The sequence below is a fragment of the Streptomyces sp. NPDC111656 genome (assembly GCF_055656965.1).
Genome location: NZ_JBVKCA010000030.1, coordinates 54715 through 81477, shown reverse-complemented (window position 1 = coordinate 81477; position 26763 = coordinate 54715). Strand labels below are relative to the sequence as shown.

The window sequence follows — 26763 nt, the reverse complement described above, 5'->3', positions numbered from 1 at the left end:
ATCACGACCGGGGCGTCCGCGACGCGCGGGCCCGGCGCGGCTCAGCGGGACTGGCGCATGATCCAGTCGCGGATGCCGGGGATGGTGTAGGCGACCTGCCAGGTGGCCATGTGCGCGCTGGTGGTGGAGCCGGACGGCACGACGGTGCCGGTCTCGAAGGCGGCGAAGTTCACCGGGGTCCGCTGTGCCTTCATGCTCCGGACGTCCGCGGCGAACTCGGCGTCCGTGGACCGGCCGTCCCACAGGGCGGTGCTGACCTGCGTGCCCTGGTCCCGGATCACCTCGGTGATGGCCTGCTCGCCGGGGTAGGCCTTGGTGTCGTCCGCGGAGACGAGGATCCACAGCTTCTTTTGGGCCAGCGGCGCGGCCTGGGTCTCCGGCCACTGGCCGGCGACGATGAACGCGGTCGCGAACAGGTCGGGGTACCTGATGTTCAGACCCAGCGACATCATCGCGCCCATCGACTGCCCGGTCGTGTAGAGCCGGTCCGGGTCGATGCTGTACTCCTGCGTCACCGACCAGACGAGGTTGGCGGTGGCCTCGAACAGCGTCGACGGCTCGTAGTTGTCGTCGATCACCACGGAGCCGTATTCGGGGGCCAGGACGAAGGACTCGTGCCGGGCCTGGTCTTCCGGGCTCGCCCAGCACACGGCGCCGAGGCCCTGGACCAGGGGGCCTTGCGTCGCGACGTTGACCACGCTCGCGTCGTGCATGAACAGGACCATCGGGTAGCTCTTGCGGCGGTCGTAGTTCCTCGGGACGAACAGGTTGTACCTCAGGGTCTGCCCGGTCACGGGGTCGCTGAACGAGAGCTGCCGGAAGTCGTCGACGATCAGGTTCACCACGGCGTCGGTGGACCGCGCCGTGCTGTCCGCGGCGTAGCGGCGACCGCGGGTCGTGGTGACGGTGCCCGGCTGGGTCAGCGTGGCCTGCGCCGCGACGATGGTTCCTCCCGGTGTGGTGTCGCCGACCACCGGGCCCCCCGCCCCGGGCCCGCCGTCGTCGTCGCCGGACCCGCCGCCCGACCCGCCACCGGGAGGAGTGCCGGGACCCTGCTGTGTCACCCACAGGGCCGCCGCGGTGTCGTCCGGAGACAGCTCCACGATGACGTAGCGGCCGTTCCTGCCCCGCCGCGCGAGGTCGGCCGTCCTGTTCGTGTAGACCTTGGTCACGGTGCGGTCGGTGACCGCGAACGTCGACGTCGAAAGGGTCGAACCGTCGATGTCGCTGTCGTACTCGACCGCCACCGCGACCAGTTTCTGCCCGGAGCCGAAGACCTGCGTGATGGCGGTGACGCTCCGCACGTGGTCACCCCCCGAGCCCGTCCGGCCCGCCTCGTCGGCCGAGCCGGGGGTCGCGCTGCCGAGCACCGCCAGGGCGCCGGCGGTCGCAGTCGCAGATCCGGCCATGAACGTACGCCTGTCCATGAAGATGAGCTCCTTCGAGAGTGATTGCCAGGGCTACTGAGCGCCCACTGTTTCGCCCCATGCTGTGAAGCGCTTCGAGAAAACAGCCCTTTTTTCACAGGCTACGCAGAGGTTTCCTGGTCGCGTACGTGAATTCGCGGCGCGCAATCTTAGATAACGCGCCGCAATTGTTGACGTCCTCAATTCACGGTGTGAGGATCCTCGAAAATTCACAGAACTCTGGCTGATTACCGCGTGTCTTGAATATGAAGGAGAAAGCTGTGGTTCCCAAGAACGTGAACGCGGACAGGAACGAGAACACCCGGCTCGGCAGCCCGCTGCATCGGCGGTCGTTCCTGAACGGCTCCATCGCCGCGGCGGTGACAGCCACTGCTCTGGGGGGCGCCACGGCGGCGCAGGCGGCGGACGCCGAACCGGTACTGAAGGAACCGGTACTGAAGGCGGGGGCCGGCCGGGCCGCGATCGACATCGCGTCCGCACTCCTGCCGCTCGACGGTTTCACGACGGTCCACGACGACCTCTACGTGCGGATCCTCCTGCTGGAGAACGGCTCGCGGCGCGTCGCTCTCGCCGTGCTGGACCTGACGTCGATCAGCGCCGAGGCGATCGCCGCGATGAGGACGACCATCACGAAGGCGTCCGGCGTGACGACGGCCGACATCGTCGTGACCGTGACGCACACGTTCTCCGCCCCGCACGTGCAGGCGACCACCTCTTCGCCGGCAGCGACTCAGTACGTGCGGCAGATCACGAAGGCCACCGCGACCGCGATCGCGGCGGCGGTCGAGGGGCTCAGGCCCGCGCGGGTCGGTTTCGGCACCGGCACCTGCGACGTCAACGTCAACCGGGACGTCCTCACCGCCGACGGCTGGTGGCTCTGCACCGGTGAGAGGGGCTCGTCCGACAAGAGCGTGGGCGTCACCCGCCTCGACGACCTGGACGGCAACCCCATCGCCGTCCTCATCAACTACGCCGTCCAGTCCTCGGTCATGATGGAGTCGGTCATGGCGGGCGGCGACCTGCCGATCACGGCCGACCTGGCGGGCGCTGCGGTGCAGCACGTGGAGAAGCAGTACGACGGCGAGGTCGTCGGGTTCTTCCTGGTCGGCTCCTGCGGGGACCAGGCGCCGGCGTTCAGGTCGAAGCGGTACACGATCGACAAGGACAAGAAGTGGTCCCAGGTCGATGCCCAGGACGCCGGCTGGCTGCTTCTCACCGTGCAGGGCGAGCGGCTGGGCACCGAGGCCGTCCGGGTCAGCGAGACCATCAGGACCTCCGGCGGCGGTTCGGGCTCGACCGTGCGCCTCCTCACCGACACCGTCACGGTCGCCACGATGGCGATGGGACACCCGACGGGACCGACGAAGACGTACGACTTCACCCCGACCGGCACGGCCGACGTACCGGTCTGGATCCTCCAGCTCGGGAACGGCGTGTTCGTGGGGGTCGAGCCGGAGCTGTCCACCGACACCGCGCTGGCCATCAAGAAGCACTCGCCGTTCCCGCACACCGCCGTCATGTCGATGCTCGAAGGCGGCTCGAAGAACATGGCCGAGGCGCAGAGCTACGCCCGGATCACGTACGAGGCGATGGACTCGTCGTACGCCCAGGGCTCGGCCGAGACGGTCGCCGCAAAGATCGGCACCCTGCTGCACTCCCTACGCGCCTGACCCCGCCCGCCGCTAACCGGGAGGGTCGATGGTCTTGGCCCATCCCACCGAGAGTCCCCAGGACCCACTCGTCCTGCTGGTGACCGAAACGGCGATGTTCTTGTAGCTGTGGCTCATAGCTACTTCGTTGAGCTGCCCAGGATCGTCGTCCGCGCAGACGACGCCGTAGCTCACGAGAGAGCCGACACGGACGTCGATGGTCCCGGAACCCGAACAGATCACCGCGACTTCCAGAGTTCCCCGCTGGATTTGAGGGAGCACCGGAAATGAGTGAGGCCCTTTCTTCCCACCTGTTGTGATGAACGTTTTCTGCGCGTCCGGAAGTCGGGGCGGAAAGCGAGGGTCTGCGGTGACGGAGGGTGTGGCGGAAGGGTGGGCTGCGGGTGTACCGGACGAAGCCGTGTCGCCCGGCATACCACTCGCAGCCGTTCGACCCTCCGTTGACGCCGTACTGGTGCACCCGGTCAACGAGAGGAGGACTACCGGAACGACTATCCCTATTCGTCCCATGTGCACCAGCCGACATACATGGAGCCCCCTGGGTGGGTGGAAATGGTTGGTCAGACCGTTGATCGCGGAGCCTAGGGATCAAAAAGTATGGTGTGCGCAAAATTGAGCGAACCTTGAGGCTGCTCACGGGGGCTACCCCTGCCTCTCCTGCCCCGCGATCACAAGTCCACGAAGTCGCGGACGCGGCCCCGCACGATCGGTCTGCCGGATCACGGGCGACTTCATGACGCTGACCCGAACTGAGACCACGGTGCTGCATCGTTCGACCAGCACAGGCACCCTGTCCGCCGTGCGGGCAGGCACCTCTCAGTGGTCATCGGCGCAGGTTTGGCATCGTCGTACGGCGACGCGGTGCGACTCGCGGTGGGGACCCGTTCGACGGGCAGGAACAGCCGGCGCCGACGATCAGTTCGCATCGCTCGCAGCGTATGTCGCCCATGGCCGCGCCTTACCTCCTGGCACTGTGTCCAGCTGTCTGCACCGTGGCAGCCGCTCAATCGACTGCGACGGTACCGGAGCCCGGACGCACGACCGGGACCGGTGCCGAAGACGAGTTCGGCGCTACAGGCCGCTGGGCTTGAAGAGCCGCATACGGGCGCCCCGTCTTCACTCCGATGGTGCAGGCACAAACGAGACGAGCGCGGAGCATGTAGGTACCAGTCGAGGCACCCGACTGCGCCGGTCAACTCACGGTCCAGTACGTTCTCTGCCCTGCGGCCGTCCGCGAGGGGTACCCCGCCCTCATCTCTCTTCTTGAAGCAGCGTGAGCGGGGCCTGCTAGGACATTCGAAGGTTCACACGCGGTGGAAGACGTCGAGTGGGCCGTAAGCAGTCGGCTTGCTGTTGGCCAGCTCAGGGTGGTTGCCGACGCGGTCCCGGAGGATGCCGATGGTGTCGGGCCATACGGTGAAGTGTGCTCCGTTGCCCGTGAGGATGCGGTCCCAGTCCTGGGAAGCCGAGACGCCGGTTCGGTCGATGACGAAACCGCGGCACTCGGTTGCGTCCTGGTCGAGCGTGCGCACCAGTGCTGCTACGGCCTCCTCGCGGTCGGGTGCTGGGACGTCGGTGAGGCGCAGTGTGATGCTCTGCGTCGTCTCGTCCGTGCGTCGCACGATGCCGGTCAGGGACTGGTCGTAGCCCTTCCAGCAGGCGAACTCGGCTTTCGAGTAGCGGTCGTCGGCCAGGGCGGCGGCGAGGGCTGTGCCATCACCCATCAGGGGCTCGCGGTCTCCGGTCGGCGTCTCGCGGAATCCGAAGAGGGCGTTTGTCAGGGGGTGTACGGGGGAAAGTCCCGCGTTCTCCAGATGGGCGAGGAGCTGATGGGCGCTCGTGCTGGTCAGCTTCGGCACGTACCAGGTGAAGAAGCCGACGGACTTGGGAGAGGCCGCTGCGGGGGCGTTGTCCGGGAACTCTTCCTGAAAGACTTGCCTGGCCCGCTCGTCGGATACGGCGGAGGCGGTGTAGCTGTTGGCCCGGATGTGCTCCAGGAACTCCTGCGGTAGGGCGACATGGTGACGGCGCACGTAGTGCACGAGGTCGATCGGCCAGATCCAGGTGCCGTCGGTCAATAGGGACTCGGAGCCCGCGATCCACTCGTCGCCGGCGAGGGCGTCGCGCTGAGCGCCCATCGTGGTGTAGATCTCCCGAGCCGATTCCAGGTAGGCGACGATGCGGTCCTCGTCCCAGGGCCCGCTGCTTCGCACGTCATCGCGCAGGGACGGCGCATCGCCTGCTGTGGCATCCGGGCCGCTGATCTCCTGGTAGAAGCCCGCTCGCTTTGTCATCTTCACTCCCGTGGGCCTGCCGTCAGTGGGCCATGGGCAGGTAGGTGCGCCAGTAGCCATTGTTCCCGATGGTGGGGGTCTGGTTGAGTCCGAGGTCGGGGGACGTGCCCACCTTGCTCGTGGGTGCGGTCACGGGTACGCCGAGCTCGTTGGCGACGGACTGAGCGAGGGGCAGCTCGGGAGGTCTCGCGTCGGCGCCGGAGTAGCAGGAGATGAGGCGTACCGGTTCGCCGTGGTAGTTGGGATTGCTGTGGATGGCATCCGCGATGTGGTTGGGATGCACTTCGAAGTCCGTCAGGGTCTTTCCCGCGGCATTGATGCGACCGGGTACGAACACTCCCTTGTCCGTGCCGTGGATGACCACGTCGTGTACGCCGGGGATCCGGGCGACCCGCTGCAGGTTGTTGAGGGTGCGCTCGTCGTAGCCCACCGTGGTGGTGGTCCTACCGAAGTAGACCGGGTCGCCCGAGATGAGTTCGTAGTCGCCTGCCTTCACCGGCGCTACGGGGATCTTCGAGTCCGGGGCCTGGATCAGCTTCCAGGTACGGGACTTGCCCATCTCGTCGAGGGCCGCGCTGTTCAGCCGGAAGCCGTTGAACAGGCCCTCCATCCCGCCGTTCTCGGTGACGATTCGGGCTGTGCTTCCGCCTGCTCCGAACGCGCCGCCGAACGCCATGCCGTAGAGGGCGGAGTCACTCACCTCGTCGAGGCTCAGGCCCTTGCTCTCCCCAGTGGCCATCGCAACGGGCTGGGTGACGGCCAGGTCGACGGTGATCGATTCGAGTCCGCCGATGGCGGCGGTGGCGAGTGTGGTGCCGGCGATGGTGGCGATCTCGGTGGAGACGGTCACGCCGAGGGTGGCGGACAGTTCCAGGATCGAGGCGGTGGCGGCGGCTGCGGCGCCTTCGGAGATGCCGAGGGTGAAGACCGCGAGGGCGGTGCCGGCGACGATGGTGGCGCCGACGATCTCCAGCTCGTGTTCCAGATGCTTGACGGCCTTGTGGACGACATCGGCGTACTGGTCGAGGGCCTTGGCCATGTCGCGGGCGCCGTCGATCATGTCCTGGAGCCAGCCGTGGCCGTCGTAGTAGTAGCGGCGCCAGAACGGGTCGTCGAAGGCGGATATCGCCTCGCCCTTGTTGTGCTCGATGATGCCCCGGGCCGACTTGTTCGCGGCGGCCGTGACCTCTTCGAGGTCGTCGGCAAAGTCCCGCCACGCCTTGGCCGCGTCCCGCAGACCGCCCTCGTCGGCATCCGGCCACCACATGCCGGTCATGTCCTGGACGATCTTCTTGGCCTTGTCGGTTGCGCTCACTGCGCGGTTCCGTCGCCGTCGTGCGGAGCGGGCTGGATCTTGCTGAACATCGAGCGGACGAGCAGTTCGTTGTCGATATGGCCGTCCGCCATGTCGGTCATGGCCGCCTCGATGCTGGCCAGGCCGAGCGCCAGGATTCCGGCGGCTTCTTCCATCTTCTTCACGTGCGGGCCGTAGTGCTCGTGGAACTTCTGGCCCTGCTCGTCGTCGCCCCACGGTGAACCGGCTGCCGCCAGGCCGGTCTTGAGCTTGGTCAGCGCCTTGGCCAGGTCGGAGCTGTGCGTGTGGAAATGCGGGGGCTGTCGCCTTCAGATCGGCGATCTTGATGTCGAGTATCTTGCCGTCGCTTTTGTCGCCCATGGCGTCGTCTGCTCCCCCTGAGTCGGCTGACTGGCCCGAAGACGCTAGTTCACCGAGCAGGTTTGCTGTCGCGATCTTGGTAAGGGGGCGGCAAAGTTCCGATCAAGGTGGGCAGAAGGTGAGGGCTGTGCGGCCTGTATTTGCTGACTTGCTTCCGTCGGTGCGAGGGCGCAGCTGCGTGTCCGCCACCGATGTCGGCGGTGACGCGGCGGGCGAGCTGGAGACAGTGACGTCAGCGAGTCGGCCGGCGAAGGTGCCCTTTTTTGCCTGTCCGAGGAAGCCCACGGCTGACCGCCCTGCGTAACTGAGACCACGCAACGTCGAAGGGCCCCACCGCAAGCGGTGGGGCCCTTCGACATCGTGCCCGGTGAGGCACTGGCGGAGGATACGAGATTCGAACTCGTGAGGGGTTGCCCCCAACACGCTTTCCAAGCGTGCGCCCTAGGCCTCTAGGCGAATCCTCCGCGGCAAACAATACAAGACGTTGAGGAGTGCTCGCGAACTCGTTCCCCCCTCGCGGATCAGGTACTCTGTGCGGAGCCCCTCACGTGGCGCTATCTGACTGAACTCCCCCAGGGCCGGAAGGCAGCAAGGGTAGGTTGGCTCTGGCGGGTGCGTGGGGGGCGCTTGCGTTCGTGGGGCGGGATGCGCACGGGGTCCGGCCGCCGGGCGCCCGGGGCTCAGTGAGCGGTCCCTGTTGTCAGTGGGCGCCTATAACCTCGTATGTGTGTCGTCTCTCGCGCTGTACCGCCGCTATCGCCCGGAGTCGTTCGCCGAGGTCATCGGGCAGGAGCATGTCACCGACCCGTTGCAGCAGGCGCTGCGGAACAACCGGGTCAATCACGCGTACCTGTTCAGCGGGCCGCGCGGATGCGGGAAGACGACCAGCGCGCGGATTCTGGCCCGGTGTCTGAACTGCGAGCAGGGGCCGACGCCGACTCCTTGCGGGGAGTGCCAGTCCTGCAGGGACCTCGCGCGGAACGGGCCGGGGTCGATCGACGTCATCGAGATCGACGCCGCCTCGCACGGTGGTGTCGACGACGCTCGTGACCTGCGGGAAAAGGCCTTCTTCGGGCCCGCGAGCAGTCGGTACAAGATCTACATCATCGACGAGGCCCACATGGTCACCCCGGCGGGCTTCAACGCCCTGCTGAAGGTGGTCGAGGAGCCGCCCGAGCACCTCAAGTTCATCTTCGCCACGACCGAGCCCGAGAAGGTCATCGGGACGATTCGGTCGCGGACCCACCACTATCCGTTCCGGCTCGTGCCGCCGGGGACCCTGCGGGGGTACCTGGGCGAGGTCTGCGGGCGCGAGGGCATTCCCGTCGAGGACGGCGTGCTGCCGCTGGTCGTGCGGGCCGGCGCCGGCTCCGTGCGTGACTCCATGTCCGTCATGGATCAGCTCCTCGCGGGGGCGAGCACCGACGGTGTGACGTACGCCATGGCCACCTCGCTGCTGGGGTACACGGACGCGTCGTTGCTCGACTCCGTGGTCGAGGCGTTCGCCGCGGGCGACGGCGCCGCGGCCTTCGAGATCGTGGACCGCGTCATCGAGGGGGGCAACGATCCCCGGAGGTTCGTCGCCGACCTGCTGGAGCGGCTGCGCGATCTGGTGATCCTGGCCGCGGTTCCCGACGCGGCCGAGAAGGGGCTCATCGACGCCCCGTCGGATGTCATCGAGCGCATGCAGGCCCAGGCCGGGGTCTTCGGCGCCGCCGAGCTGAGCCGCGCCGCCGATCTCGTCAACGAGGGGCTGACGGAGATGCGTGGCGCCACCTCGCCGCGACTGCAGCTCGAGCTCATCTGCGCGCGTGTGCTGCTGCCCGCGGCGTACGGGGACGAGCGATCCGTCATGGCCCGCCTGGACCGCATCGAGCGCGGGGTGAACTTCTCCGGTGCCGGCGCGGGCGCCCCCGCCATGGGGTACGTACCCGGCCCCGAAGCGCATGGAGGGGCGCAGGCCGCGGCCGCTCCGATGGCCCCGCCGGGCGGCGGGGTCGCCGCGGCCCGGGCCGCGGTGCGGGCCACGGGTCCCGGCGGGCAGGGACCGGCGAACGAGGGGTACGGGGCCGGTGGTGCCGGCGGGGTTGCCGCGGCGCCGGGTGCGGGGGCTGCTCCTGCCCCTGCCTCTGCCCCGATGCCCGCTCCGGGTCCCGCCGCTGCCGCTGCCGCGCCCGCGGCTCCTCCGGCCGCCGCCACGGCCCCGCCCGCGTCCCCGTCCGGAGCAGCGCCCGGCGCCTGGCCCACCGCGACGGCCGTGGGCAGTGGTCGGCGTCCGGGCGGCTGGCCGACCGCGACACCCGCGGGCGGGGGACAGGCCCCCGCCTCCCCCGGCGCACCCGCACCCGCTGCTGCGCCGACGGCGTCCACCCCCGGCCCGGGCCCCGGCCCCGCCTCCGCACCGGCCCCCGCCGCCGGTGGCGTCGACCCCCGCATGCTCTGGCCGAACATCCTGGAGGCAGTGAAGAACCGCCGCCGCTTCACCTGGATCCTGCTCAGCCAGAACGCGCAGGTCACCGGCTACGACGGCACGACCCTGCAGATCGGCTTCGTCAACGCGGGCGCGCGCGACAACTTCGCGAGCAGCGGCAGCGAGGAAGTCCTGAAGCAGGCGCTGTCCGAACAGTTCAATGTGCAGTGGAAGATCGAGGCGATCGTCGACGCCTCCGGTGGCTCGGCACCGTCACCGATGTCGGCCTCCGGCCCTGGTCCCGGGTTCGGTGGTGGCGGCAGCGGCGGCGGTGGCTATGGCGCTGGTGGGGGTGGTGGTGGCGGTTACGGCGGAGCTCCGGCCGGCTCGCGCCCCGCGTCTCAGCAGCCCCCGGCCCCGGCTCCGCGCCCCGCCGCGTCCCAGGGCCCGCCCGCGGGCCAGGCCTCGGCCGCGCCCGCCTCGACGCCCGCCCCGCCAGCCCCGACCGCCTACGAGCCGCCTCCGGTGGCTCCCGAGGACGACATCCCCGAGGACGACGACCCCGACCTCGACGAGTCCGCCCTCTCGGGCCACGACCTGATCGTCCGCGAACTGGGCGCGACGGTGGTGGAGGAGTTCTCCAACGAGTGACACCCGGGCCCCTCTCGGAGGATCGCACCAACTCTCCCCACCCCTCGCTTCGGAAGCCCCCACAAAGGCACCCGGCCCCGACGGTTAGGCTGACCCCGTGAAGGTCCTCGTCATCGGTAGTGGCGCCCGTGAACACGCCCTGTGCCGTTCCCTGTCCCTCGACCCCCACGTCACCGCCCTGCACTGCGCCCCCGGGAACGCAGGCATCGCGGAGACGGCCGAGCTGCACCCGGTCGACGCCCTCGACGGTGCCGCCGTGGCCGCGCTGGCCACGGAGCTCGGCGCCGAGCTGGTGATCGTGGGCCCGGAGGCGCCGCTCGTCGCCGGGGTCGCCGACGCCGTGCGCGCGGCGGGCATCCCCTGCTTCGGCCCCTCCGAGGAGGCCGCGCAGCTGGAGGGCTCCAAGGCCTTCGCCAAGGATGTGATGGCAGGGGCGGGCGTCCCCACGGCACGTTCGTATGTCTGCACGACGCCCGAGGAGGTCGACGAGGCGCTCGACGCCTTCGGCGCCCCGTACGTCGTGAAGGACGACGGACTCGCGGCCGGCAAGGGCGTCGTCGTGACCGACGACCTCGCGAAGGCCCGCGCGCACGCCATCGCCTGCGACCGTGTCGTCATCGAGGAGTTCCTCGACGGCCCCGAGGTCTCCCTCTTCGCGATCACCGACGGCGAGACGGTCGTCCCGCTCCAGCCGGCCCAGGACTTCAAGCGCGCGCTGGACGGCGACGAGGGCCCGAACACCGGCGGCATGGGCGCCTACTCGCCCCTCCCGTGGGCGGACCCGAAGCTGGTCGAGGAGGTCATGGAGACCGTCCTCCAGCCCACCGTCGACGAGCTGCGCCGCCGCGGCACCCCGTTCTCCGGCCTTCTCTACGCGGGTCTGGCGATCACGAGCCGCGGTGTACGGGTGATCGAGTTCAACGCGCGTTTCGGCGACCCGGAGACCCAGGTGGTCCTGGCCCGGCTGAAGACCCCGCTCGCGGGCGTCCTGCTCGCTGCCGCCGAAGGCACCCTCGCCGATCTGGCGCCGCTGCGCTGGAGCGACGACGCGGCGGTCACCGTGGTCGTGGCCTCCCACAACTACCCCGACACCCCGCGCACCGGCGACCCGATCACCGGGCTGGACGAGGTGGCGGCGCTGGACGCCCCGTACGCGTACGTCCTGCACGCCGGGACGAAGCACGACGGCGACGCGGTCGTCAGCGCGGGCGGCCGGGTGCTCTCCGTCACGGCGACCGGCACCGACCTCACCGAGGCCCGCGCCCGCGCGTACGCGGCGGTCGCCCGCATCGGCCTCGACGGTTCGCAGCACCGTACGGACATCGCGGCGAAGGCGGCGGCGGACGCCACGACCGACGCCACAGCCGAGGCGTAGAGCCCCTGACGGAGGCGCAGCCCCCACCCCCGCACGTACCACTGGGCCCCGGATTCTGTATGGAATCCGGGGCCTGATCCTTGCCCACGGTCATCCACCTTTCCCCAAAGCCATTCCATCGAGTGAGCGATGCCCCATCCGGCTGACGGGGGCCGAGGCCCCAACTAGGGTGCGGCGAAAGCGTTCCGGCACTTGGCCCACCGGCATTGCGATGTCGGTGGTGGGTGCCACAGTGGGGGAGTGAGCAACACCAGGGCATCCTTCGGCGCGGGCTGCGAGACAGCCCGGGCCGGGCCGACAGCAGGGGGTGACATCCGGTCGTGACCGGTATGGGTGTGGAGGTGGGCGCGCAGGCCGCGCGCTCCCGGGCGCTCGCCGTGCTGCGTGTCCGCAGCAGGGCGCTGGCCGTCGCCCTGCTGCCCGCGGCCGTCGCCGTCGTGCTGCTCGTCGGCGGCTCGACCGGGCACATCACCGGCGGAAGCTGGCCCGTCACTCGCTGGATCGTGACGGGCCTCGCCGCCCTCGTGCTGCTCGCCGCCGCGGGCATCGCGCTCGTCGTCGCCCGCGCGCGACCCGCCGTGAGCCCCACGGTCCCGATCGCGGAGGCGTCCGCTCCCGACCTCTACCGCCTGGTCCGGGATCTGGCCGACCGCCTCGACGTCCCGCCGCCCTCGGCGATAGCTCTGACCCCGGACTGCGACAGCTGGCTGGAGGACCGCACCCACCCGGCGCACGGTCCGCCGCCGCCCGAGCACCGCGACGAAATAGCGGGCGCACGAGGGATGGGAGGCGGAGCCGGGCGTCCCCGCCGAGCCCCAGCGGCTCCCGTCCTCGTCATCGGCTCGCCCTTCCTGTGGTGGATGCGGGTCGGGGAGCTGCGCGCGGTCCTCGCCCCGGTCGTCGCCGGTACGGGCCCTTCGGCGCACCCCGACATAGCCGCGGCCCGCCGTTTCGTACGGGGTCTGGACGCGGCCGTGGCCGTGACCTCCGAGCCCGCCCGCGGCCCCCTGGTCCGCACGGTCCTCGCCGGGGTCGGCTGGGTGACCCGCCTGCTGCTGCGCAGCTGCCGGGGTCATGCGGCCGAGATGGAACGGGGAGTGGCGGCTGCCGCCGCCGAGCGTGCACAGGCTGTGGACTACGGCCTGCGGATCGTCGCTCAGGAACAGGTCGGCCTGGCGTACGCGGGCTGGGACCGGCTGCTGACCCGGGTCGCGCTGCCCGCCTGGCGGATGGGCCGCTGGCCGGCCCGGCTGGACGCGGGTGTCGTCGCGGCCCTCACCGAGTTGTCGCGCCGTGACCGGCTGGCCGAGGGCTTCGCCTCCCGCCTCGGCGAGCGTCCTGCCTGCGACCTGCTCGAAGAGCCCGGTTCGGTGGACGAGGCGGCCTCGCTGCTCGCCGCGCGACTCTTCCACGGCGGGCCCGCGGAGCCCGGGCCCGACTGGGCGCCGGTGGACTGGCAGGAGTATCCGGACGAGGTCGTCGACCGCACCTGGCGCACCGAAGCGGCCCGGCTGCACCGGGTGCTGGACGCGCTGGGCGTCCGCCACCCCACGGATCCGACCCAGCCCGACCCGGGTGGCCCGACGCTGGCACGCGTGCTCGACCATCTGACCGCGCCTGCCGCGCCGGCCACGGACGACGCCGACCTCTCCGTCGATCGGCGCGAGGCGTACGGGGAGAGGGGCACGGGCGTGAGCCTGAACGAGACAGAGACAAACGAGACAGGGGTCGAGGTCGAGGTCGAGGAGGAGGTCGGGGAGGACGGCGAGCCCGTGCTCGGGAGTGAGCGGACGGTGGCCCTCGCGGCCGGGCTCAGCGCGGAGCTGGCCCGTGAGGAGGCGGCGGCGCCGGCCGTCGCGTCCGGGCCGGGCGGGGGTGCGGAGCAGCCGGGCCCCGACTGGTCGTTCTGGGACGACGGGATGCTGCCGCTCTTTCCGCTTCAGCCGCCGCGCAGTGGGCGTGAGCTGTTGGCCGACCATGTCACCGCGATGGTCTGTTGTGCGGCGATGGACACCGCCGGGGCGGCGCCGGGGCTCGACTGGCTCGATGGCCCCGCCCTTCTCGTCGACGGGGTGCGGGCCGCCGATCTGGGGCCGCGGGTCCTGACCCTCGTCGAGGACGGTGACCCGGAACCTCTCCGGGACTGGCTTCGCCACCTGGGCGTCCGCCCCGAGAAACCGGTCCGCCTGGTCTGACGCCGCCACCACCGTCCCTACTCCCAGCCGCCCATATCCGCCTCTTCAATCGGAGCTCCGCGTTCCGTTCACGTCAATTCGCGACGAACGGTGACGGAGTGCGTGCGTAATGTGATGTGCTGGGACCGATCGCGTGCAGGGCAGAGGCTTACAGAACTGACGGGGGCACGAGGGAGGGGAGCAGGCATGGGGTCGGAGCAGATCCGCCGCTGGGAGTCGGGCGCACTCGCGCACGCCGTGACGGACCCCTTCGGCCAGGGTCCCGTTCCCTGGCTCAGGGGCGACGAGCAGTACTTCGACGACACGGGCCATGTCGTCCCGTGGTACATCGATCACATTGATCACGTCGATCAGGCGGGTCGGGCCGGTCAGCCCGGTCAGGCCGGGGGTCCCGGTGGCTCCGCCACCCTCCAGGGCTCCCGCAAGCCCCCCATCCCCCACCCCCGCGCCGGCGGCCCCCGCCCGGCCGACGACGTGCACCGCCAGATCAAGGGCTTCGTCTCCAACGGCGCGGCCGCGCCGGGCGAGGCCATCGACTTCCACGTCACCGTCGACCCGCCCCAGGAATTCAGCGTCGACATCTACCGCATCGGGCACTACGGAGGCGACGGGGCCAGCAAGATCACCACCAGCCCCCGCCTGTCGGGCATCGTCCAGCCGCCGCCCCTCACCGCCGACAGAACCGTTTCCTGTCATCACTGGTGGCTCTCCTGGCGCCTGCAGATCCCGAGCTACTGGAACATCGGCGCGTACGTGGCCGTACTCACCACGGCCGACGGCTACCGCTCCCACGTCCCCTTCACCGTCCGCGACAACCACCCGGCGGACCTCCTTCTCCTGCTCCCGGACATCACCTGGCAGGCGTACAACCTCTACCCGGAGGACGGGCACACCGGCGCCAGCCTCTACCACGCCTGGGACGAGAACGGCCGTCTGCTCGGCGAGTCCGAGGCCGCGACGACGGTCTCCTTCGACCGCCCGTACGCCGGCGCGGGCCTTCCCCTCCACGTCGGCCACGCCTACGACTTCATCCGCTGGGCCGAGCGCTACGGCTACGACATCGCCTACGCCGACGCCCGCGACCTGCACGCCGGCCGCGTCGACCCCACCCGCTACCGCGGCCTGGTCTTCCCGGGGCACGACGAGTACTGGTCGTCGGCCATGCGCCGCACCGTGGAACTCGCCCGCGAAAGCGGCACCTCCCTGGTCTTCCTCTCCGCCAACACCATGTACTGGCAGGTGGAGTTGGCCCCGTCGCCGTCCGGCGTCGCCGACCGCCTGCTGACCTGCCGCAAGCGCAGAGGCCCGGGAAGGCCGGCGCTGTGGCGCGAAATCGACCGTCCTGAGCAGCAGCTCATCGGCATCCAGTACGCGGGCAGGGTCCCGGAACCCCACCCGCTGGTCGTGCGCAACGCCGACCACTGGCTGTGGGAGGCGACCGGCGCGCACGAGGGCGACGAACTCGCCGGCATGGTCGCGGGCGAGGCCGACCGCTACTTCCCACGCACCCCGCTGCCCGAGCACCAGGGCCGCATCCTCCTCGCCCACTCCCCCTACCAGGACAGCGAGGGCGCCACCCGCCACCAGGAGACCTCTCTCTACCGGGCCCCCTCCGGCGCCCTGGTCTTCGCGGCCGGGACGTTCGCGTGGTCCCCGGCCCTGGACCGCCCCGGCCACGTCGACGCCCGTGTCCAGCGAGCCACCGCGAACCTCCTCGACCGCATCTGCAAACGGGACTGAGGAACCCCCTGGCCGAAGCCGCTCTCCGTATACGGGAGAATCGAGCCACTTGTCCCACCCGTCGCCCACCACCACCCTATTCGGGCCCTACGGGCGTCCCTTTTTCTTCAACCACGGGGAGGAACCGTGTCCGGATTCGTCGAAAAGCCCGAGCCCCTCCAGGTCCCGGGTCTGGTACATCTGCACACCGGCAAGGTGCGCGACCTGTACCAGAACGAGGCGGGCGACCTCGTGATGATCGCCAGTGACCGCATCTCCGCCTACGACTGGGTGCTGCCCACCGAGATCCCCGACAAGGGCCGGGTCCTCACCCAGCTCTCGCTGTGGTGGTTCGACAAGCTCGCCGACCTGGTCCCCAACCATGTGCTGAGCACCGAGCTGCCGCCGGGCGCCCCCGCCGACTGGGAGGGCCGCACCCTCATCTGCAAGTCCCTGCGGATGACGCCGGTCGAGTGCGTCGCGCGCGGCTATCTCACCGGCTCGGGCCTCGTTGAGTACGACGAGTCCCGCACGGTCTGCGGCCTCGCCCTCCCCGAGGGCCTCGTCGACGGCTCGGAACTCCCCGCGCCGATCTTCACCCCCGCCACCAAGGCCGCGGTCGGCGAGCACGACGAGAACGTGTCGTACGAGGAGGTCGCCCGCCAGGTCGGCGCCGAGACGGCGGCTCAACTGCGTCAGACGACCCTCGCCGTCTACGGCCGCGCCCGTGACATCGCGCGCGAACGCGGCATCATCCTCGCGGACACCAAGTTCGAGTTCGGCTACGAGGGCGAGACGCTCGTCCTCGCCGACGAGGTGCTGACCCCGGACTCCTCCCGCTTCTGGCCCGCCGACGTGTGGGAGCCGGGCCACGCCCAGCCGTCCTTCGACAAGCAGTTCGTCCGCGACTGGCTGACGTCTCCCGAGTCGGGCTGGGACCGCAGGAGCGAGCAGCCCCCGCCGCCGCTGCCACAGCACATCGTGGACGCGACCAGCGCCAAGTACATCGAGGCGTACGAGCGCCTGACCGGCACCAGCTGGAGCTGAGGACGCGAAGGAGCACACGAAGAAGCCCCCGGCCCTGAAGGGCCGGGGGCTTCTTTCTCCGAGCGGACGACCAGGTTCGAACTGGCGACCTCAACCTTGGCAAGGTTGCGCTCTACCAACTGAGCTACGTCCGCATGCGCTGTGGTGCGAGGACAACTATACCCAACCTCGCTCCCGTGCGAGACGCACCGCCGCGTGGCGGTTCTCCGCCCCGAGCTTCGAGACGGCCGACGAAAGATAGTTGCGTACCGTCCCCTGGGACAGGGCCGCCCGCTCCGCGATCTCCGCGACGGGCGCCCCGTCGGCGGCGAACTCGAGCACCTCGGCCTCGCGCGCGGTCAGCGGCGAGTCCCCGGCGGAGATCGCGTCCGCGGCCAATTCCGGGTCCACATAACGGTTTCCCGCATGCACGGTACGAATGATCTCCGCGAGCCGCTGTGCGCTCACCGTCTTCGGGACGAACCCGCGCACACCTGCCGCGAGCGCTCTCTTCAGATGCCCCGGCCGCCCGTGACTCGTCACGATCAGCACCTGGCAGCCGGGCAGTTCGGCCCGTAGCGATGTGGCCACCCTCACACCGTCCGCCCCCGGCATCTGCAGATCCAGAACGGCGACATCGGGCTCGTGCGCCAGTGCCATCGCCAGCGCCTCGGGCCCGGTCGCGGCCTCGGCGACCACCACGAGGTCGTCCTCAAGGCCCAGCAGCGCGGCGAGCGCACCCCTGATCAGGTGCTCGTCGTCGGCGAGCAACAGCCGCACGGGAGGTGCGGATGGGACGGATGGGACGTATGAGGCGGGTGGGGTGGACGTCATGAAGTGACCTCGCTCACAGGGTGGGGGACGGGTCGGGGCGAGCCACCCGGTTCCGGGGCCGGAGCCTGTTCCGGGACCGAGTCAGGGGGCAGCGGCACCTCGGCGGTCAGACGGAACAGGTCATCCCCGGCGGGCCCGGCCCGCAGCACCCCGTCCACCTCCCTGAGCCGCTCCCGCAGCCCGGCGAGCCCGGACCCCCTTCCCGGCTCGGCGGTCTCGGTATCGGTACGGGAACCGGTACCGATACCGGGCGCCCCGTCGTTCTCGACGGTGAGGGTCACCCGGCCCTCCGCCACCCGCAGGGACACCGCGCACCTTCCGGCGTCCCCGTGCCGCAGCACGTTCGTCGTCGCCTCCCGTACGACCCAGCCGAGCGCGGACTGGATCTCCGCGGGCAGTCCCGTCACCGGGCCGCTGACCTCGCAGTCGATGCCGGCGGCCGTCAACACGCCCTGGGCCCCCGCGAGTTCGGTCCGGAGATCGGCCTCGCGATAGCCGCGTACGACCTCGCGGACCTCCCGCTGCGTCTCCCGCGCTATCCGCTGGACCTCGATCATCTGCTCCACGGCCTCCGGCCGTCCGCGCCGGGCCAGTTGCACGGCGAGCTCGCTCTTCAGCGCGACCACCGCCAGGTTGCGGCCCATCACGTCGTGCAGATCGCGCCCGAAGCGCAGCCGTTCCTCGGCGACGGCGAGCCGGGCTCGGGTCTCACGGGCCTCGTCGAGTTCGTAGACGGCGTTCAGCATCCAGACGGAGAAGGCGGAGGTGAAGGTGAAGAAACCGGCGGCGAGGACGGTCGCACCGGCGGCGACGGCGGCGGCGGGCGCCGGGACACCCGCCGGGACGGCCACGGCGCCGGCACCCAGGGCGGCGCCGAGCACGCCGTACACCATGCGTCGCGTCTCGCGCACCGAGAGCGCCAGAGTGCCGATCCCGAACGACAGGACACCGACGAACACCGTGCCCGCCGCCGCTCCGTTGTCCGCGCCGCGCGGGCCGTGCAGCGCGACCACCAGGCTCACGACGGCGATCACCACGGTGGCGGTGCCCAGCGCCCAGAGCAGCCGTACCGGCAGGGGGCGGCGGCCGCGGGTCCAGTCCAGGGTCAGCGAGGCGGTCACCGCGCCGAGCGCGGCGTGCGCGCTCACCAGCAGGAACAGGATCCAGTTCACCGGGGCGGGCACATATCCGAAGGCCGGCAGCGCGAAGGCGGCGACCTCGACGAGCGGGAAGGTGTGGAACGACCACCGTGTGTACGTCTCGACCTTCGCCGGCGTGCTCTTGCCGCGCCACCAGCCACCGCGCCCGCTCATGCCCATCACCGAGTCCCTGGTCAACGCCGCGGTTCCCAGCGGAACCACCGCCGTACAGCAAACACCGAGAGCACGATCCAGGCCACCGCCGTCCCGAGCGCGCCCAGGGTGTCGTGCGCGGAGAGGTCGCCGGTCCAGCCGCCGCGTATCAGCGTGACCACCGGGGTCAGGGGCAGCAGTTCGCAGGCCGAGGCCAGCTGGTCCGGCATGATCTGGAGGGGGAAGAAGGTGCCGGAACCGAACAGCGACACCAGCATCAAGGGCATGGTGGCGACCTGGGCACCCTCCATGCTCTTGCTGAAGTTCGCCGTGATCGCCGCGAGCGGGGGCCACATCGCCAGGCCCAGGAGCAGCCCCAGGACGGCGAGATGGGGTGCCCGGGGCGCGCCGACGTCCAGCAGCGCGGCGCACGCGACCGTCAGGACCAGGCACTGCACCAGGCCGATCGCGACCGAGGGCAGGGCCGCACCCGCGAGGATCTCCGCGTCCCGCAGCTCCCCGGTGCGTAGCCGTTTGAGGACGAGCTCCTCGCGGCGGGCCGCGTACACGCTCACCAGCGAGCTGTAGACCGCGAAGAGGAGTGAGAAGCCGACGGAGGACGACAGGACGACCGAGCCGACCGAGAGCCCGGCGCCCTTCAGGTCCATCTGGCCGACCGTCGAGCGGAGGCTGAACGGCAAGAGCAGCGGCATGAGCACGGCGGCGGCGAGGGTCGCCTTCGAGCGGCTCAAGAGGGTCAGTTCGGCGCGCGCCAGGGCGGCCATCCGCCCCGCGGCCGTCGTCGTTCCCGTCCTCGCACCCGCACCGGTTTCCCCGGTCGCCGGGACTGTCGCACTCATGCCGCCGTCCCCCTTTCCTGCTCCCGCGCACCCGCACCCTGCACACCCGCACCCCGTACTTCCGCGTCCCGCGCACCCGCACCCCGGCCCGCAGCGTCCCGCGCTATCCGCAGGAACGCCTCCTCCAGTGAGGCCGACCGCACATCGAGCCCCCGCAGCTCGACCTGCTTCTGGTGGGCCCACACCAGCAGCGCGGTGGCGGTGCGCTGGAGCTCGTCGGTGCGCAGCCTGACGGCACGGCCCGCCGTCTCGTGGTCGGTCACGCCGAGTCCGGCGAGCGGGGGCAGATCTCCGAGGAAGTAGCCGTCGGGCAGTTCGAAGGAGATCCGGGACGGTGAGGACGCGGTCACCTCGGCAGGGGTGCCGGAGGCCGCGATGTGCCCTTCGCGGAGGATCGCGAGCCGGTCGGCCAGCTCCTCCGCCTCCTGCAGGTAGTGCGTGGTCAGCACCACGGTCGTACCGCCGTCGCGCAGCTCGCGCACCAAGTCCCAGGTGTCCCGGCGGCCTTCGGCGTCCAGGCCGGTCGTCGGTTCGTCGAGGAAGAGGACCTCGGGGCGGCCGAGGAGCGCGAGGGCCAGGTCCAGGCGCCGTTTCTCGCCCCCGGACAGCTGCTTCACCCGTACCCCGGACCGCCGGGTGAGCCCGACCATCCCCAGGGCCTGACCGGTCGGCCGGGCTCCGCTCGTGCAGCCCGCCCACATCCGTACGGTCTCCGCGACCGTCAGTTCGGAGGGGAAGCCGCCCTCCTGCAGCATCACGCCGATCCGGGGCCGGACGGCCGCGCGCTCCTCGTACGGATCGTGCCCGAGGACCCGCACCCGGCCGGCCGCCGGAGGGGCGAGGCCCTCCAGCAGCTCGACGGTGGAGGTCTTGCCGGCGCCGTTGGTCCCCAGCAGCGCGAAGAGCTCACCGCGGCCCACGGAGAAGGTGATTCCGCGCACGGCCTCGAAATCTCCGCCGGCTCCCCGGTCTCCCCCGTACACGCGCCGCAGATCAGTGACCTCGATCACGTCATCTTGCTCGTTCGTGTTCATGAAATCAGCGTCCCCGCGGACGGGACCCGACAGCAGTGCGCGGTGTCATCACTCCGCATGACAAATGTCAGGGGACGCTAGGACGCGCACACGAGAAAGACCCCGGTCGATGACCGGGGTCTTTGCTTCCTGGAGCGGACGACGAGGCTCGAACTCGCGACCTCAACCTTGGCAAGGTTGCGCTCTACCAACTGAGCTACGTCCGCATTGCCTCCGACCAGCTTTCACCGGTCGGTGCGAGCACCACCCTACCTGATGCACAAGCGTGATCGGTAAGGGCTGCAGAGCGGGTGACAGGAATTGCACACTGCGCCTTCCCCCTGGAAGGGGGATGTTCTGCTACTGAACTACACCCGCGTGACTCCTCGGGGTCCGACCTTTTCGGCCTTGCCCCTCGGCGTGCTCCAGACTCTAGCTGATCAGCAGGGGGTCAGCGCAAGTCGGTTGCGCGCGGGGGCGGATGGCCGGCCGGAGCGGGACCCCGGCGAGCCGTCCGGCGGACCCTCGGACTCAGTGCGCCTCGGCGAACGCCTCGTAGACCTTCTTGGGGATCCGGCCGCGCGGCGGCACGTCCAGCTTGTTGGAGCGGGCCCAGGCGCGGACGGCGGCCGGGTCGGGGGTCAACGCGGTGTGCGTGTACGCCTTCCCGGACTTCGACTGCTTGCGGCCGGCCTCGAGGTAGGGCGCGAGCGCCTTACGCAGTTTCTTGGCATTGGCTGGATTGAGGTCGATCTCGTACGACTTGCCGTCGAGTCCGAAGGCGATCGTCTCCGCCGCTTCCGAGCCGTCGATGTCGTCAAAGAGAGTGACCACGACACGCTGCGCCACGAATATCGGTCCCTTCGTGCGGCACCTCTGCGATCGCCCCCCATGACGTGCGTGGACGTCACGGAGTTGTCGGGGAGATGTCGACTGTCCGGCTGTTATTGGGCAAAGTATCGGCTATTGCCAATTCCTTTGTACAGTGCCGGGCATTGCATTGTGAAGCCCGACTAAAACCTTCCGCGTGTCCGAAGGTAATGGGGCCCAGCCGCTCTTCTGCGATTTTTCCCAGGATTTTCCGTACAAGCCCCCGCGTCGATGCGGGATCGTGATCGGGCTCACGTAGGATTCTACGAATCTACGCGAGTAGAAATTTTGTGCGGGTAGTCTGAAGCGACCTGCTCAGCACCACACACCGGGAGTGCCAGTGGCACGCGTCGTAGTCGACGTCATGCTCAAGCCGGAGATCCTCGACCCCCAGGGCCAGGCGGTGCAGCGTGCACTGCCGCGCCTCGGTTTCGACGGTGTCTCCGACGTACGTCAGGGAAAGCGATTCGAACTGGAAGTGGACGGACCGGTGGACGACGCCGCGCTCGCCCGCATCCATGAACTGGCGGAATCCTTCCTCGCCAACACCGTGATCGAGGACTTCACCGTCAAGGTCGAGGAAGTCGCGGAGGCAGGAAAGTGACCGCTCGTATTGGAGTCGTCACCTTTCCGGGCAGCCTCGACGACCGGGACACGCAGCGTGCGATCAGGCTCGCCGGTGCCGAACCCGTCGCCCTCTGGCACAAGGACAAGGACCTGAAGCAGGTCGACGCCGTGGTGCTGCCCGGCGGTTTCTCGTACGGCGACTATCTCCGGGCCGGTGCCATCTCGCGCTTCTCGCCCGTGATGGAGACCGTGATCGAGCAGGCGAAGTCCGGAATGCCCGTCCTCGGCATCTGCAACGGCTTCCAGGTCCTCACCGAGGCGCACCTCCTCCCCGGCGCGATGCTCGGCAACAACCACCTCCACTTCATCTGCCGCGACCAGAAGCTGCGGGTGGAGAACGCGGAGACGTCCTGGACGGCCGACTACGAGTCCGGCCAGGAGATCCACATCCCGCTGAAGAACATGGACGGGCGGTACGTCGCCGACGAGCGCACCCTGGACATGCTGGAGGCGGAGGGCCGGGTCGTCTTCCGGTACGTCGCCCGCGGCGCAGCCGCCGATGGATACGGCAACCCCAACGGCAGCCTTCGGGACATCGCCGGGATCACGAACGAGGCCGGCAACATCGTCGGCCTGATGCCGCACCCCGAGCACGCGGTCGACCCCCTCGTCGGCACCGGCCGCACCGACGGCCTCCCCTTCTTCACCTCGATCCTCAAGAAGCTGGTCACCGCATGAGCCGCACGCCTCTGGACACGGTCGAGAACGCGGCCGCGACTCCCGACGTCGAGCTGCCCTGGGCCGAACTGGGCCTGAAGAAGGACGAGTACGAGCGGGTCGTCGAGATCCTCGGCCGCCGCCCGACCGGCGCGGAACTCGCCATGTACTCCGTCATGTGGTCCGAGCACTGCTCGTACAAGTCCTCGAAGGTTCACCTCCGCCAGTTCGGCGAGAAGGCCCCGCAGTCCGACGCCCTCCTCGTCGGCATCGGCGAGAACGCCGGTGTCGTCGACGTCGGCCAGGGCTACGCCGTCACCTTCAAGGTCGAGTCGCACAACCACCCGTCGTACGTCGAGCCCTACCAGGGCGCGGCCACCGGCGTCGGCGGCATCGTGCGCGACATCATCGCGATGGGTGCCCGCCCGGTCGCCGTCGTCGACCCGCTGCGCTTCGGCGCCGCGGACCACCCCGACACCAAGCGCGTCCTGCCGGGCGTCGTCGCGGGCATCGGCGGCTACGGCAACTGCCTCGGCCTGCCCAACATCGGCGGCGAGGTCGTCTTCGACGCCTGCTACCAGGGCAACCCCCTCGTCAACGCCGGAGCCATCGGCGTCATGAAGCACGAGGACATCCACCTCGCGAAGGCGTCCGGCGCGGGCAACAAGGTCATCCTCTACGGGGCCCGCACGGGCGGCGACGGCATCGGCGGCGCCTCCATCCTGGCGAGCGAGACCTTCGACGACGCCAAGCCGTCGAAGCGTCCGGCCGTCCAGGTCGGCGACCCCTTCCAGGAGAAGCTCCTCATCGAGTGCACGCTCGAGGCCTTCGCCGAGAAGCTGGTCGTCGGCATCCAGGACCTCGGTGCGGCCGGTCTGTCCTGCGCCACCTCCGAGCTGGCCTCCAACGGCTCCGGCGGCATGCGCGTCACCCTGGACGACGTACCCCTGCGGGACTCGACTCTCTCTCCCGAGGAAATCCTCATGAGCGAGTCGCAGGAACGCATGTGCGCGGTCGTCGAGCCGGAGAAGGTCGACCGGTTCCTGGAGATCTGCGACAAGTGGGACGTCATCGCCACGGTGATCGGTGAGGTGACGGACGGCGATCGCCTCGAGATCTTCTGGCACGGCGGCAAGATCGTCGACGTCGACCCGCGCACGGTCGCGCACGACGGCCCGGTCTACGAGCGCCCGTACGCCCGCCCCGAGTGGCAGGACGCCCTCCAGGCCGACGACGCGAACAAGCTGCCGCGCCCGGCGACGAGCGAGGAGCTCAAGGACCAGGTCCTCAAGCTCGTGAGCTCGCCGAACCAGGCCTCCAAGTCCTGGATCACCTCCCAGTACGACCACTTCGTGCAGGGCAACACGGTGCTGGCGCAGCCCGAGGACTCGGGCATGATCCGCATCGACGAGGAGACCGGGCTCGGCGTCGCCATCGCCACGGACGGCAACGGCCGCTACGCCAAGCTCGACCCGTACGCGGGTGCGCAGCTGGCGCTCGCCGAGGCCTACCGCAATGTCGCGACGACCGGCGCCAAGCCGCTCGCCGTCTCCGACTGCCTGAACTTCGGCTCGCCCGAGGACCCGGCCGTCATGTGGCAGTTCGCCGAGGCCGTCCGCGGTCTCGCCGACGCCTGCCTGCAGCTGGGCACCCCGGTGACCGGCGGCAACGTCTCGCTCTACAACCAGACGGGCGAGGTCGCCATCCACCCGACCCCGGTCGTGGCCGTGCTGGGTGTCATCGACGACGTCGCCCGCCGCACGCCGGTCGCCTTCCAGGAAGAGGGCCAGCTCCTCTACCTGCTCGGCGACACCCGTGAGGAGTTCGGCGGTTCGGCCTGGTCGCAGGTCGTCCACGACCACCTCGGGGGCCTGCCCCCGAAGGTCGACCTGGAGCGCGAACGTCTCCTCGGCGAGATCCTCATCTCCGCCTCCCGCGACGGCATGATCGACTCGGCGCACGACCTGTCCGACGGCGGTCTGATCCAGGCCGTGGTCGAGTCGGCGCTGCTCGGCGGCAAGGGCGCCCGGCTGGTCGTCCCCGACGGTCTCGACGCCTTCACCTTCCTCTTCTCGGAGTCGGCGGGCCGCGCGGTCGTCGCCGTCCCGCGCTCGGAGGAGCTCCGCTTCAACGACATGTGCGGTGCGCGGGGTCTGCCGGTGACGCGCGTCGGTGTCGTGGACGGTGATTCGGTCGAGCTTCAGGAGGAGTTCACGCTGACGCTGGAGGAACTGCGGTCGGCGCACGAGGGGACGATCCCGTCCCTGCTGGCGTAGCCGGTCCAGGTCACGTACGGGCCGTACAGCGACGGAGCCCCCATCCGGAGTCACGTCTCCGGGTGGGGGCTCCTCGGCTCATCGGACGTAGTTCTTGAGGATCTCCGTGTCGAGTTCGATGCCGATCGGGCCGGGGAGGGAAACCTTCTCGCCGAACTTCGCCGTGTGAAGGGTGCGATAGCCCCCGACCTTCCGGTCCGGCGCGCTGTGCACGGCGATGGTGCAGGAGTCCCGGTCGATCAAGAGGTACACCGGGATTCCGGCCTGGCCGTACGCGGCCGGCTTCTCGTGCCGGTCCCGTCGGTCGGTGTCGGACTCGTATGACGTGACCTCGACGACCATGAGCGTGCCGTCCGGGTCGGCCCATTCGCCCGCACCCGCGAAGTGGGCTTCGGGAGTGAGCACCGCGTCCGGTTTCGCCCTGCCCTCTCGATACGCCTCCACCCGCAGCCCTTGACCCTGATACAGGTCCAGGTCGGGCCTGGTCCGCATACAGCGCCGGGCCAGCCAGGCCACGATGGTGTTGTGGTCTCCGTCGGTCACCTTCTTGACCCCGATCCGTCCGTTGATGAACTCCAACGTGACGGTCTCGGGAGCGGCGAAGGCGATCGTTTCGAACTCCTCCACCGACATCTGAGACGTGCGCTCGGCCATAACCGTCATGCTGCACCCCCTTCCAGGCGAAGACCAGGGTTGTCCGGGTCCGGCGGCGCGGGGCGGTTTCCGCCGCCGATCACACTTACGGGTGCCCTCGGTCGTCCGATGCGCGCAAGTCAGGCACGCGTACTCGTTCCAGCCCGGCCCCGTGTCCGGGTGGACCGTGCGCCGGGCCTGAACGAGCACGCCGTGAGGCATAGGCTCACCTCCATGCCGCCGGCCAGGAAACGCACACGGACGTACGACCCCGCCAAGACCCGTGCCGCGGTTCTCGCACAGTTCGGGCACATACGGGAGGCCGTCCGCGCCCTCACGCCCGAGCGGCTCGCGCTGCCCACCCGGCTGGGGGACTGGACGGTGCGTGAAGTGGTCGCGCACGTCGGCACGACTCTCGCGGGTGTCGCCCGGCTCCTCGACCAGCCGGAGCCCGTGAAGCAGGAGGCCACGGTCCTCGACTGGCCGTTCGCGACCTCCGTCAACTCCGAGGCCATCGCGGACATGGCCCACCGACTGGCCGGGGAGCACCCCGACCTGGTGGCCTTCCTGGCCGACGTGGAGCGGGACTTCACCGCCCATGTCGACGCGCACTCCGGCTCCCGGCTGCTCGCCACCAGTGCGGGCGCGATGCCGCTGGCCGACTGCGTCGTCACCCGCACCGTGGAACTCGTCGTCCACACCGACGACCTGAACGCCGCCGTGCCGGGTCTCGACATCCCCCTCGACCGCCAGGCCCTCGCCGCCTGCACCCGGCTGCTCGCCGACGCGCTCGCCGTGAAGGCGCCCGGCGCGTCGACGGAGGTGCGGATCCCGCCGTACGCCGTCGTGCAGTGCGTGGAGGGCCCCCGGCACACCCGGGGCACACCGCCGAACGTCGTGGAGACCGACCCGCTGACCTGGATCCGGCTGGCGACGGGACGTACGGAGTGGAAGACCGCGCTGGACGAGGCGAAGGTCAGCGCGAGCGGTGAGCGGGCCGACCTCGGCAGCCTGCTGCCCTTGATGGGCTGACCCCACCCGGCGGCTCCACCGGCTGGCTCCGCCCGCTGTCCTCACCTGCTGATCCCACCGGCCGACTCCACCCGTCGACTCCACCGGCTGGCTCCGCCCGCTGTCCTCACCTGCTGATCCCACCGGCCGACTCCACCCGGCGGCTCCACCGGCTGGCTCCGCCCGCTGTCCTCACCTGCTGATCCCACCGGCCGACTCCACCCGTCGACTCCACCGGCTGGCTCCGC

21 protein-coding genes, 4 tRNA genes and 1 other RNA gene are annotated in these 26763 nt (G+C 70.1%); 11 read left to right on the top strand and 15 right to left on the bottom strand.

Annotated elements, in window-relative coordinates; translation table 11 throughout:
* Window positions 1-41: 41 nt before the first annotated feature.
* Entirely contained in the window at window positions 42-1427 is a 1386-nt protein-coding gene (locus tag ACZ7M3_RS47040; RefSeq protein WP_472072136.1) for an alpha/beta hydrolase-fold protein, read from the bottom strand.
* A 260-nt stretch (window positions 1428-1687) separates the two neighbouring features.
* Here ACZ7M3_RS47040 and ACZ7M3_RS47035 point away from each other — a divergent pair, with 260 nt between their 5' ends.
* Window positions 1688-3097, top strand: a complete 1410-nt coding sequence (locus ACZ7M3_RS47035) for a hypothetical protein (RefSeq protein ID WP_472072134.1) — start codon at window positions 1688-1690, stop codon at window positions 3095-3097.
* A 12-nt stretch (window positions 3098-3109) separates the two neighbouring features.
* On the opposite strand, the gene ACZ7M3_RS47030 is transcribed toward ACZ7M3_RS47035, so the two are convergent.
* From ACZ7M3_RS47030 to ACZ7M3_RS47010, 5 genes are all read right to left on the bottom strand, one after another.
* Window positions 3110-3319, bottom strand: a complete 210-nt coding sequence (locus ACZ7M3_RS47030; protein WP_472072132.1) for a hypothetical protein — start codon at window positions 3317-3319, stop codon at window positions 3110-3112.
* Window positions 3320-4401: 1082 nt separating this feature from the next.
* Window positions 4402-5391: a hypothetical protein gene (locus ACZ7M3_RS47025; protein WP_472072130.1), complete on the bottom strand. Its 990-nt coding sequence runs from the start codon at window positions 5389-5391 to the stop codon at window positions 4402-4404.
* 22 nt (window positions 5392-5413) lie between these two features.
* The gene (locus ACZ7M3_RS47020) at window positions 5414-6706 is read right to left on the bottom strand and encodes a WXG100-like domain-containing protein (protein ID WP_472072128.1); all 1293 of its coding nucleotides are present in this window, start codon (window positions 6704-6706) and stop codon (window positions 5414-5416) included.
* On the bottom strand, window positions 6703-6870 hold the full coding sequence (locus ACZ7M3_RS47015) for a hypothetical protein (RefSeq protein WP_355487162.1): 168 nt from the start codon (window positions 6868-6870) through the stop codon (window positions 6703-6705). Before ACZ7M3_RS47015 ends, ACZ7M3_RS47020 begins: the two co-directional genes overlap by 4 nt.
* 572 nt (window positions 6871-7442) lie before the next feature.
* Window positions 7443-7530 (bottom strand) — tRNA-Ser (locus ACZ7M3_RS47010).
* A gap of 71 nt (window positions 7531-7601) precedes the next feature.
* Here ACZ7M3_RS47010 and ffs point away from each other — a divergent pair.
* From ffs to ACZ7M3_RS46980, 6 genes are all read left to right on the top strand, one after another.
* Window positions 7602-7700: signal recognition particle sRNA small type (gene ffs / locus ACZ7M3_RS47005), an RNA gene on the top strand.
* Window positions 7701-7793: 93 nt separating this feature from the next.
* Window positions 7794-10127 carry a DNA polymerase III subunit gamma and tau gene (locus tag ACZ7M3_RS47000; RefSeq protein WP_472072126.1) on the top strand — a complete coding sequence of 778 codons (2334 nt, stop codon included), beginning with the start codon at window positions 7794-7796 and terminating at the stop codon, window positions 10125-10127.
* 97 nt (window positions 10128-10224) lie between these two features.
* Entirely contained in the window at window positions 10225-11502 is a 1278-nt protein-coding gene (purD, locus tag ACZ7M3_RS46995; protein ID WP_472072124.1) for a phosphoribosylamine--glycine ligase, read from the top strand.
* 329 nt (window positions 11503-11831) lie between these two features.
* Window positions 11832-13697 (top strand): hypothetical protein, encoded by a 1866-nt coding sequence (locus tag ACZ7M3_RS46990; protein WP_472072166.1) that lies wholly within the window; start codon window positions 11832-11834, stop codon window positions 13695-13697.
* 186 nt (window positions 13698-13883) lie between these two features.
* Complete coding sequence (locus tag ACZ7M3_RS46985) at window positions 13884-15437, top strand: N,N-dimethylformamidase beta subunit family domain-containing protein (protein ID WP_472072122.1); 1554 nt, start codon at window positions 13884-13886, stop codon at window positions 15435-15437.
* A 126-nt stretch (window positions 15438-15563) separates the two neighbouring features.
* The gene (locus tag ACZ7M3_RS46980; protein WP_095853830.1) at window positions 15564-16463 is read left to right on the top strand and encodes a phosphoribosylaminoimidazolesuccinocarboxamide synthase; all 900 of its coding nucleotides are present in this window, start codon (window positions 15564-15566) and stop codon (window positions 16461-16463) included.
* 61 nt (window positions 16464-16524) lie between these two features.
* On the opposite strand, the gene ACZ7M3_RS46975 is transcribed toward ACZ7M3_RS46980, so the two are convergent.
* The 8 genes from ACZ7M3_RS46975 to ACZ7M3_RS46940 form a co-directional block, all read right to left on the bottom strand.
* A tRNA-Gly gene (locus ACZ7M3_RS46975) sits at window positions 16525-16597 on the bottom strand.
* Window positions 16598-16619: 22 nt separating this feature from the next.
* Window positions 16620-17276 (bottom strand): response regulator, encoded by a 657-nt coding sequence (locus ACZ7M3_RS46970; RefSeq protein WP_472072120.1) that lies wholly within the window; start codon window positions 17274-17276, stop codon window positions 16620-16622.
* Window positions 17273-18589 (bottom strand): sensor histidine kinase, encoded by a 1317-nt coding sequence (locus ACZ7M3_RS46965; protein ID WP_472072164.1) that lies wholly within the window; start codon window positions 18587-18589, stop codon window positions 17273-17275. Before ACZ7M3_RS46965 ends, ACZ7M3_RS46970 begins: the two co-directional genes overlap by 4 nt.
* A 20-nt stretch (window positions 18590-18609) precedes the next feature.
* Window positions 18610-19428, bottom strand: coding sequence for an ABC transporter permease (locus ACZ7M3_RS46960; protein ID WP_472072118.1), 819 nt, complete (start codon window positions 19426-19428; stop codon window positions 18610-18612).
* Complete coding sequence (locus tag ACZ7M3_RS46955) at window positions 19425-20462, bottom strand: ABC transporter ATP-binding protein (RefSeq protein ID WP_472072116.1); 1038 nt, start codon at window positions 20460-20462, stop codon at window positions 19425-19427. Before ACZ7M3_RS46955 ends, ACZ7M3_RS46960 begins: the two co-directional genes overlap by 4 nt.
* Before the next feature lie 130 nt (window positions 20463-20592).
* Window positions 20593-20668, bottom strand: a tRNA-Gly gene (locus ACZ7M3_RS46950).
* 79 nt (window positions 20669-20747) lie between these two features.
* A tRNA-Gly gene (locus ACZ7M3_RS46945) sits at window positions 20748-20819 on the bottom strand.
* 153 nt (window positions 20820-20972) lie between these two features.
* The gene (locus ACZ7M3_RS46940; RefSeq protein ID WP_060898437.1) at window positions 20973-21290 is read right to left on the bottom strand and encodes a histone-like nucleoid-structuring protein Lsr2; all 318 of its coding nucleotides are present in this window, start codon (window positions 21288-21290) and stop codon (window positions 20973-20975) included.
* A gap of 361 nt (window positions 21291-21651) precedes the next feature.
* Between ACZ7M3_RS46940 and purS the strand changes: the two genes are divergently transcribed.
* The 3 genes from purS to purL are packed head-to-tail and all read left to right on the top strand — an operon-like array spanning window position 21652 to window position 24871.
* Complete coding sequence (gene purS / locus ACZ7M3_RS46935; RefSeq protein ID WP_060898438.1) at window positions 21652-21915, top strand: phosphoribosylformylglycinamidine synthase subunit PurS; 264 nt, start codon at window positions 21652-21654, stop codon at window positions 21913-21915.
* A complete protein-coding gene (gene purQ, locus ACZ7M3_RS46930) occupies window positions 21912-22616 on the top strand; it encodes a phosphoribosylformylglycinamidine synthase subunit PurQ (protein WP_261688641.1) in 705 nt (234 codons plus the stop codon). Before purS ends, purQ begins: the two co-directional genes overlap by 4 nt.
* The gene (gene purL / locus ACZ7M3_RS46925; RefSeq protein ID WP_472072113.1) at window positions 22613-24871 is read left to right on the top strand and encodes a phosphoribosylformylglycinamidine synthase subunit PurL; all 2259 of its coding nucleotides are present in this window, start codon (window positions 22613-22615) and stop codon (window positions 24869-24871) included. The genes purQ and purL overlap by 4 nt, the downstream gene beginning before the upstream one ends.
* A gap of 78 nt (window positions 24872-24949) precedes the next feature.
* On the opposite strand, the gene ACZ7M3_RS46920 is transcribed toward purL, so the two are convergent.
* Window positions 24950-25534 carry a Uma2 family endonuclease gene (locus ACZ7M3_RS46920; RefSeq protein WP_472072111.1) on the bottom strand — a complete coding sequence of 195 codons (585 nt, stop codon included), beginning with the start codon at window positions 25532-25534 and terminating at the stop codon, window positions 24950-24952.
* Window positions 25535-25738: 204 nt separating this feature from the next.
* Between ACZ7M3_RS46920 and ACZ7M3_RS46915 the strand changes: the two genes are divergently transcribed.
* Window positions 25739-26536: a maleylpyruvate isomerase family mycothiol-dependent enzyme gene (locus ACZ7M3_RS46915; protein WP_472072109.1), complete on the top strand. Its 798-nt coding sequence runs from the start codon at window positions 25739-25741 to the stop codon at window positions 26534-26536.
* Window positions 26537-26763 lie beyond the last annotated feature (227 nt).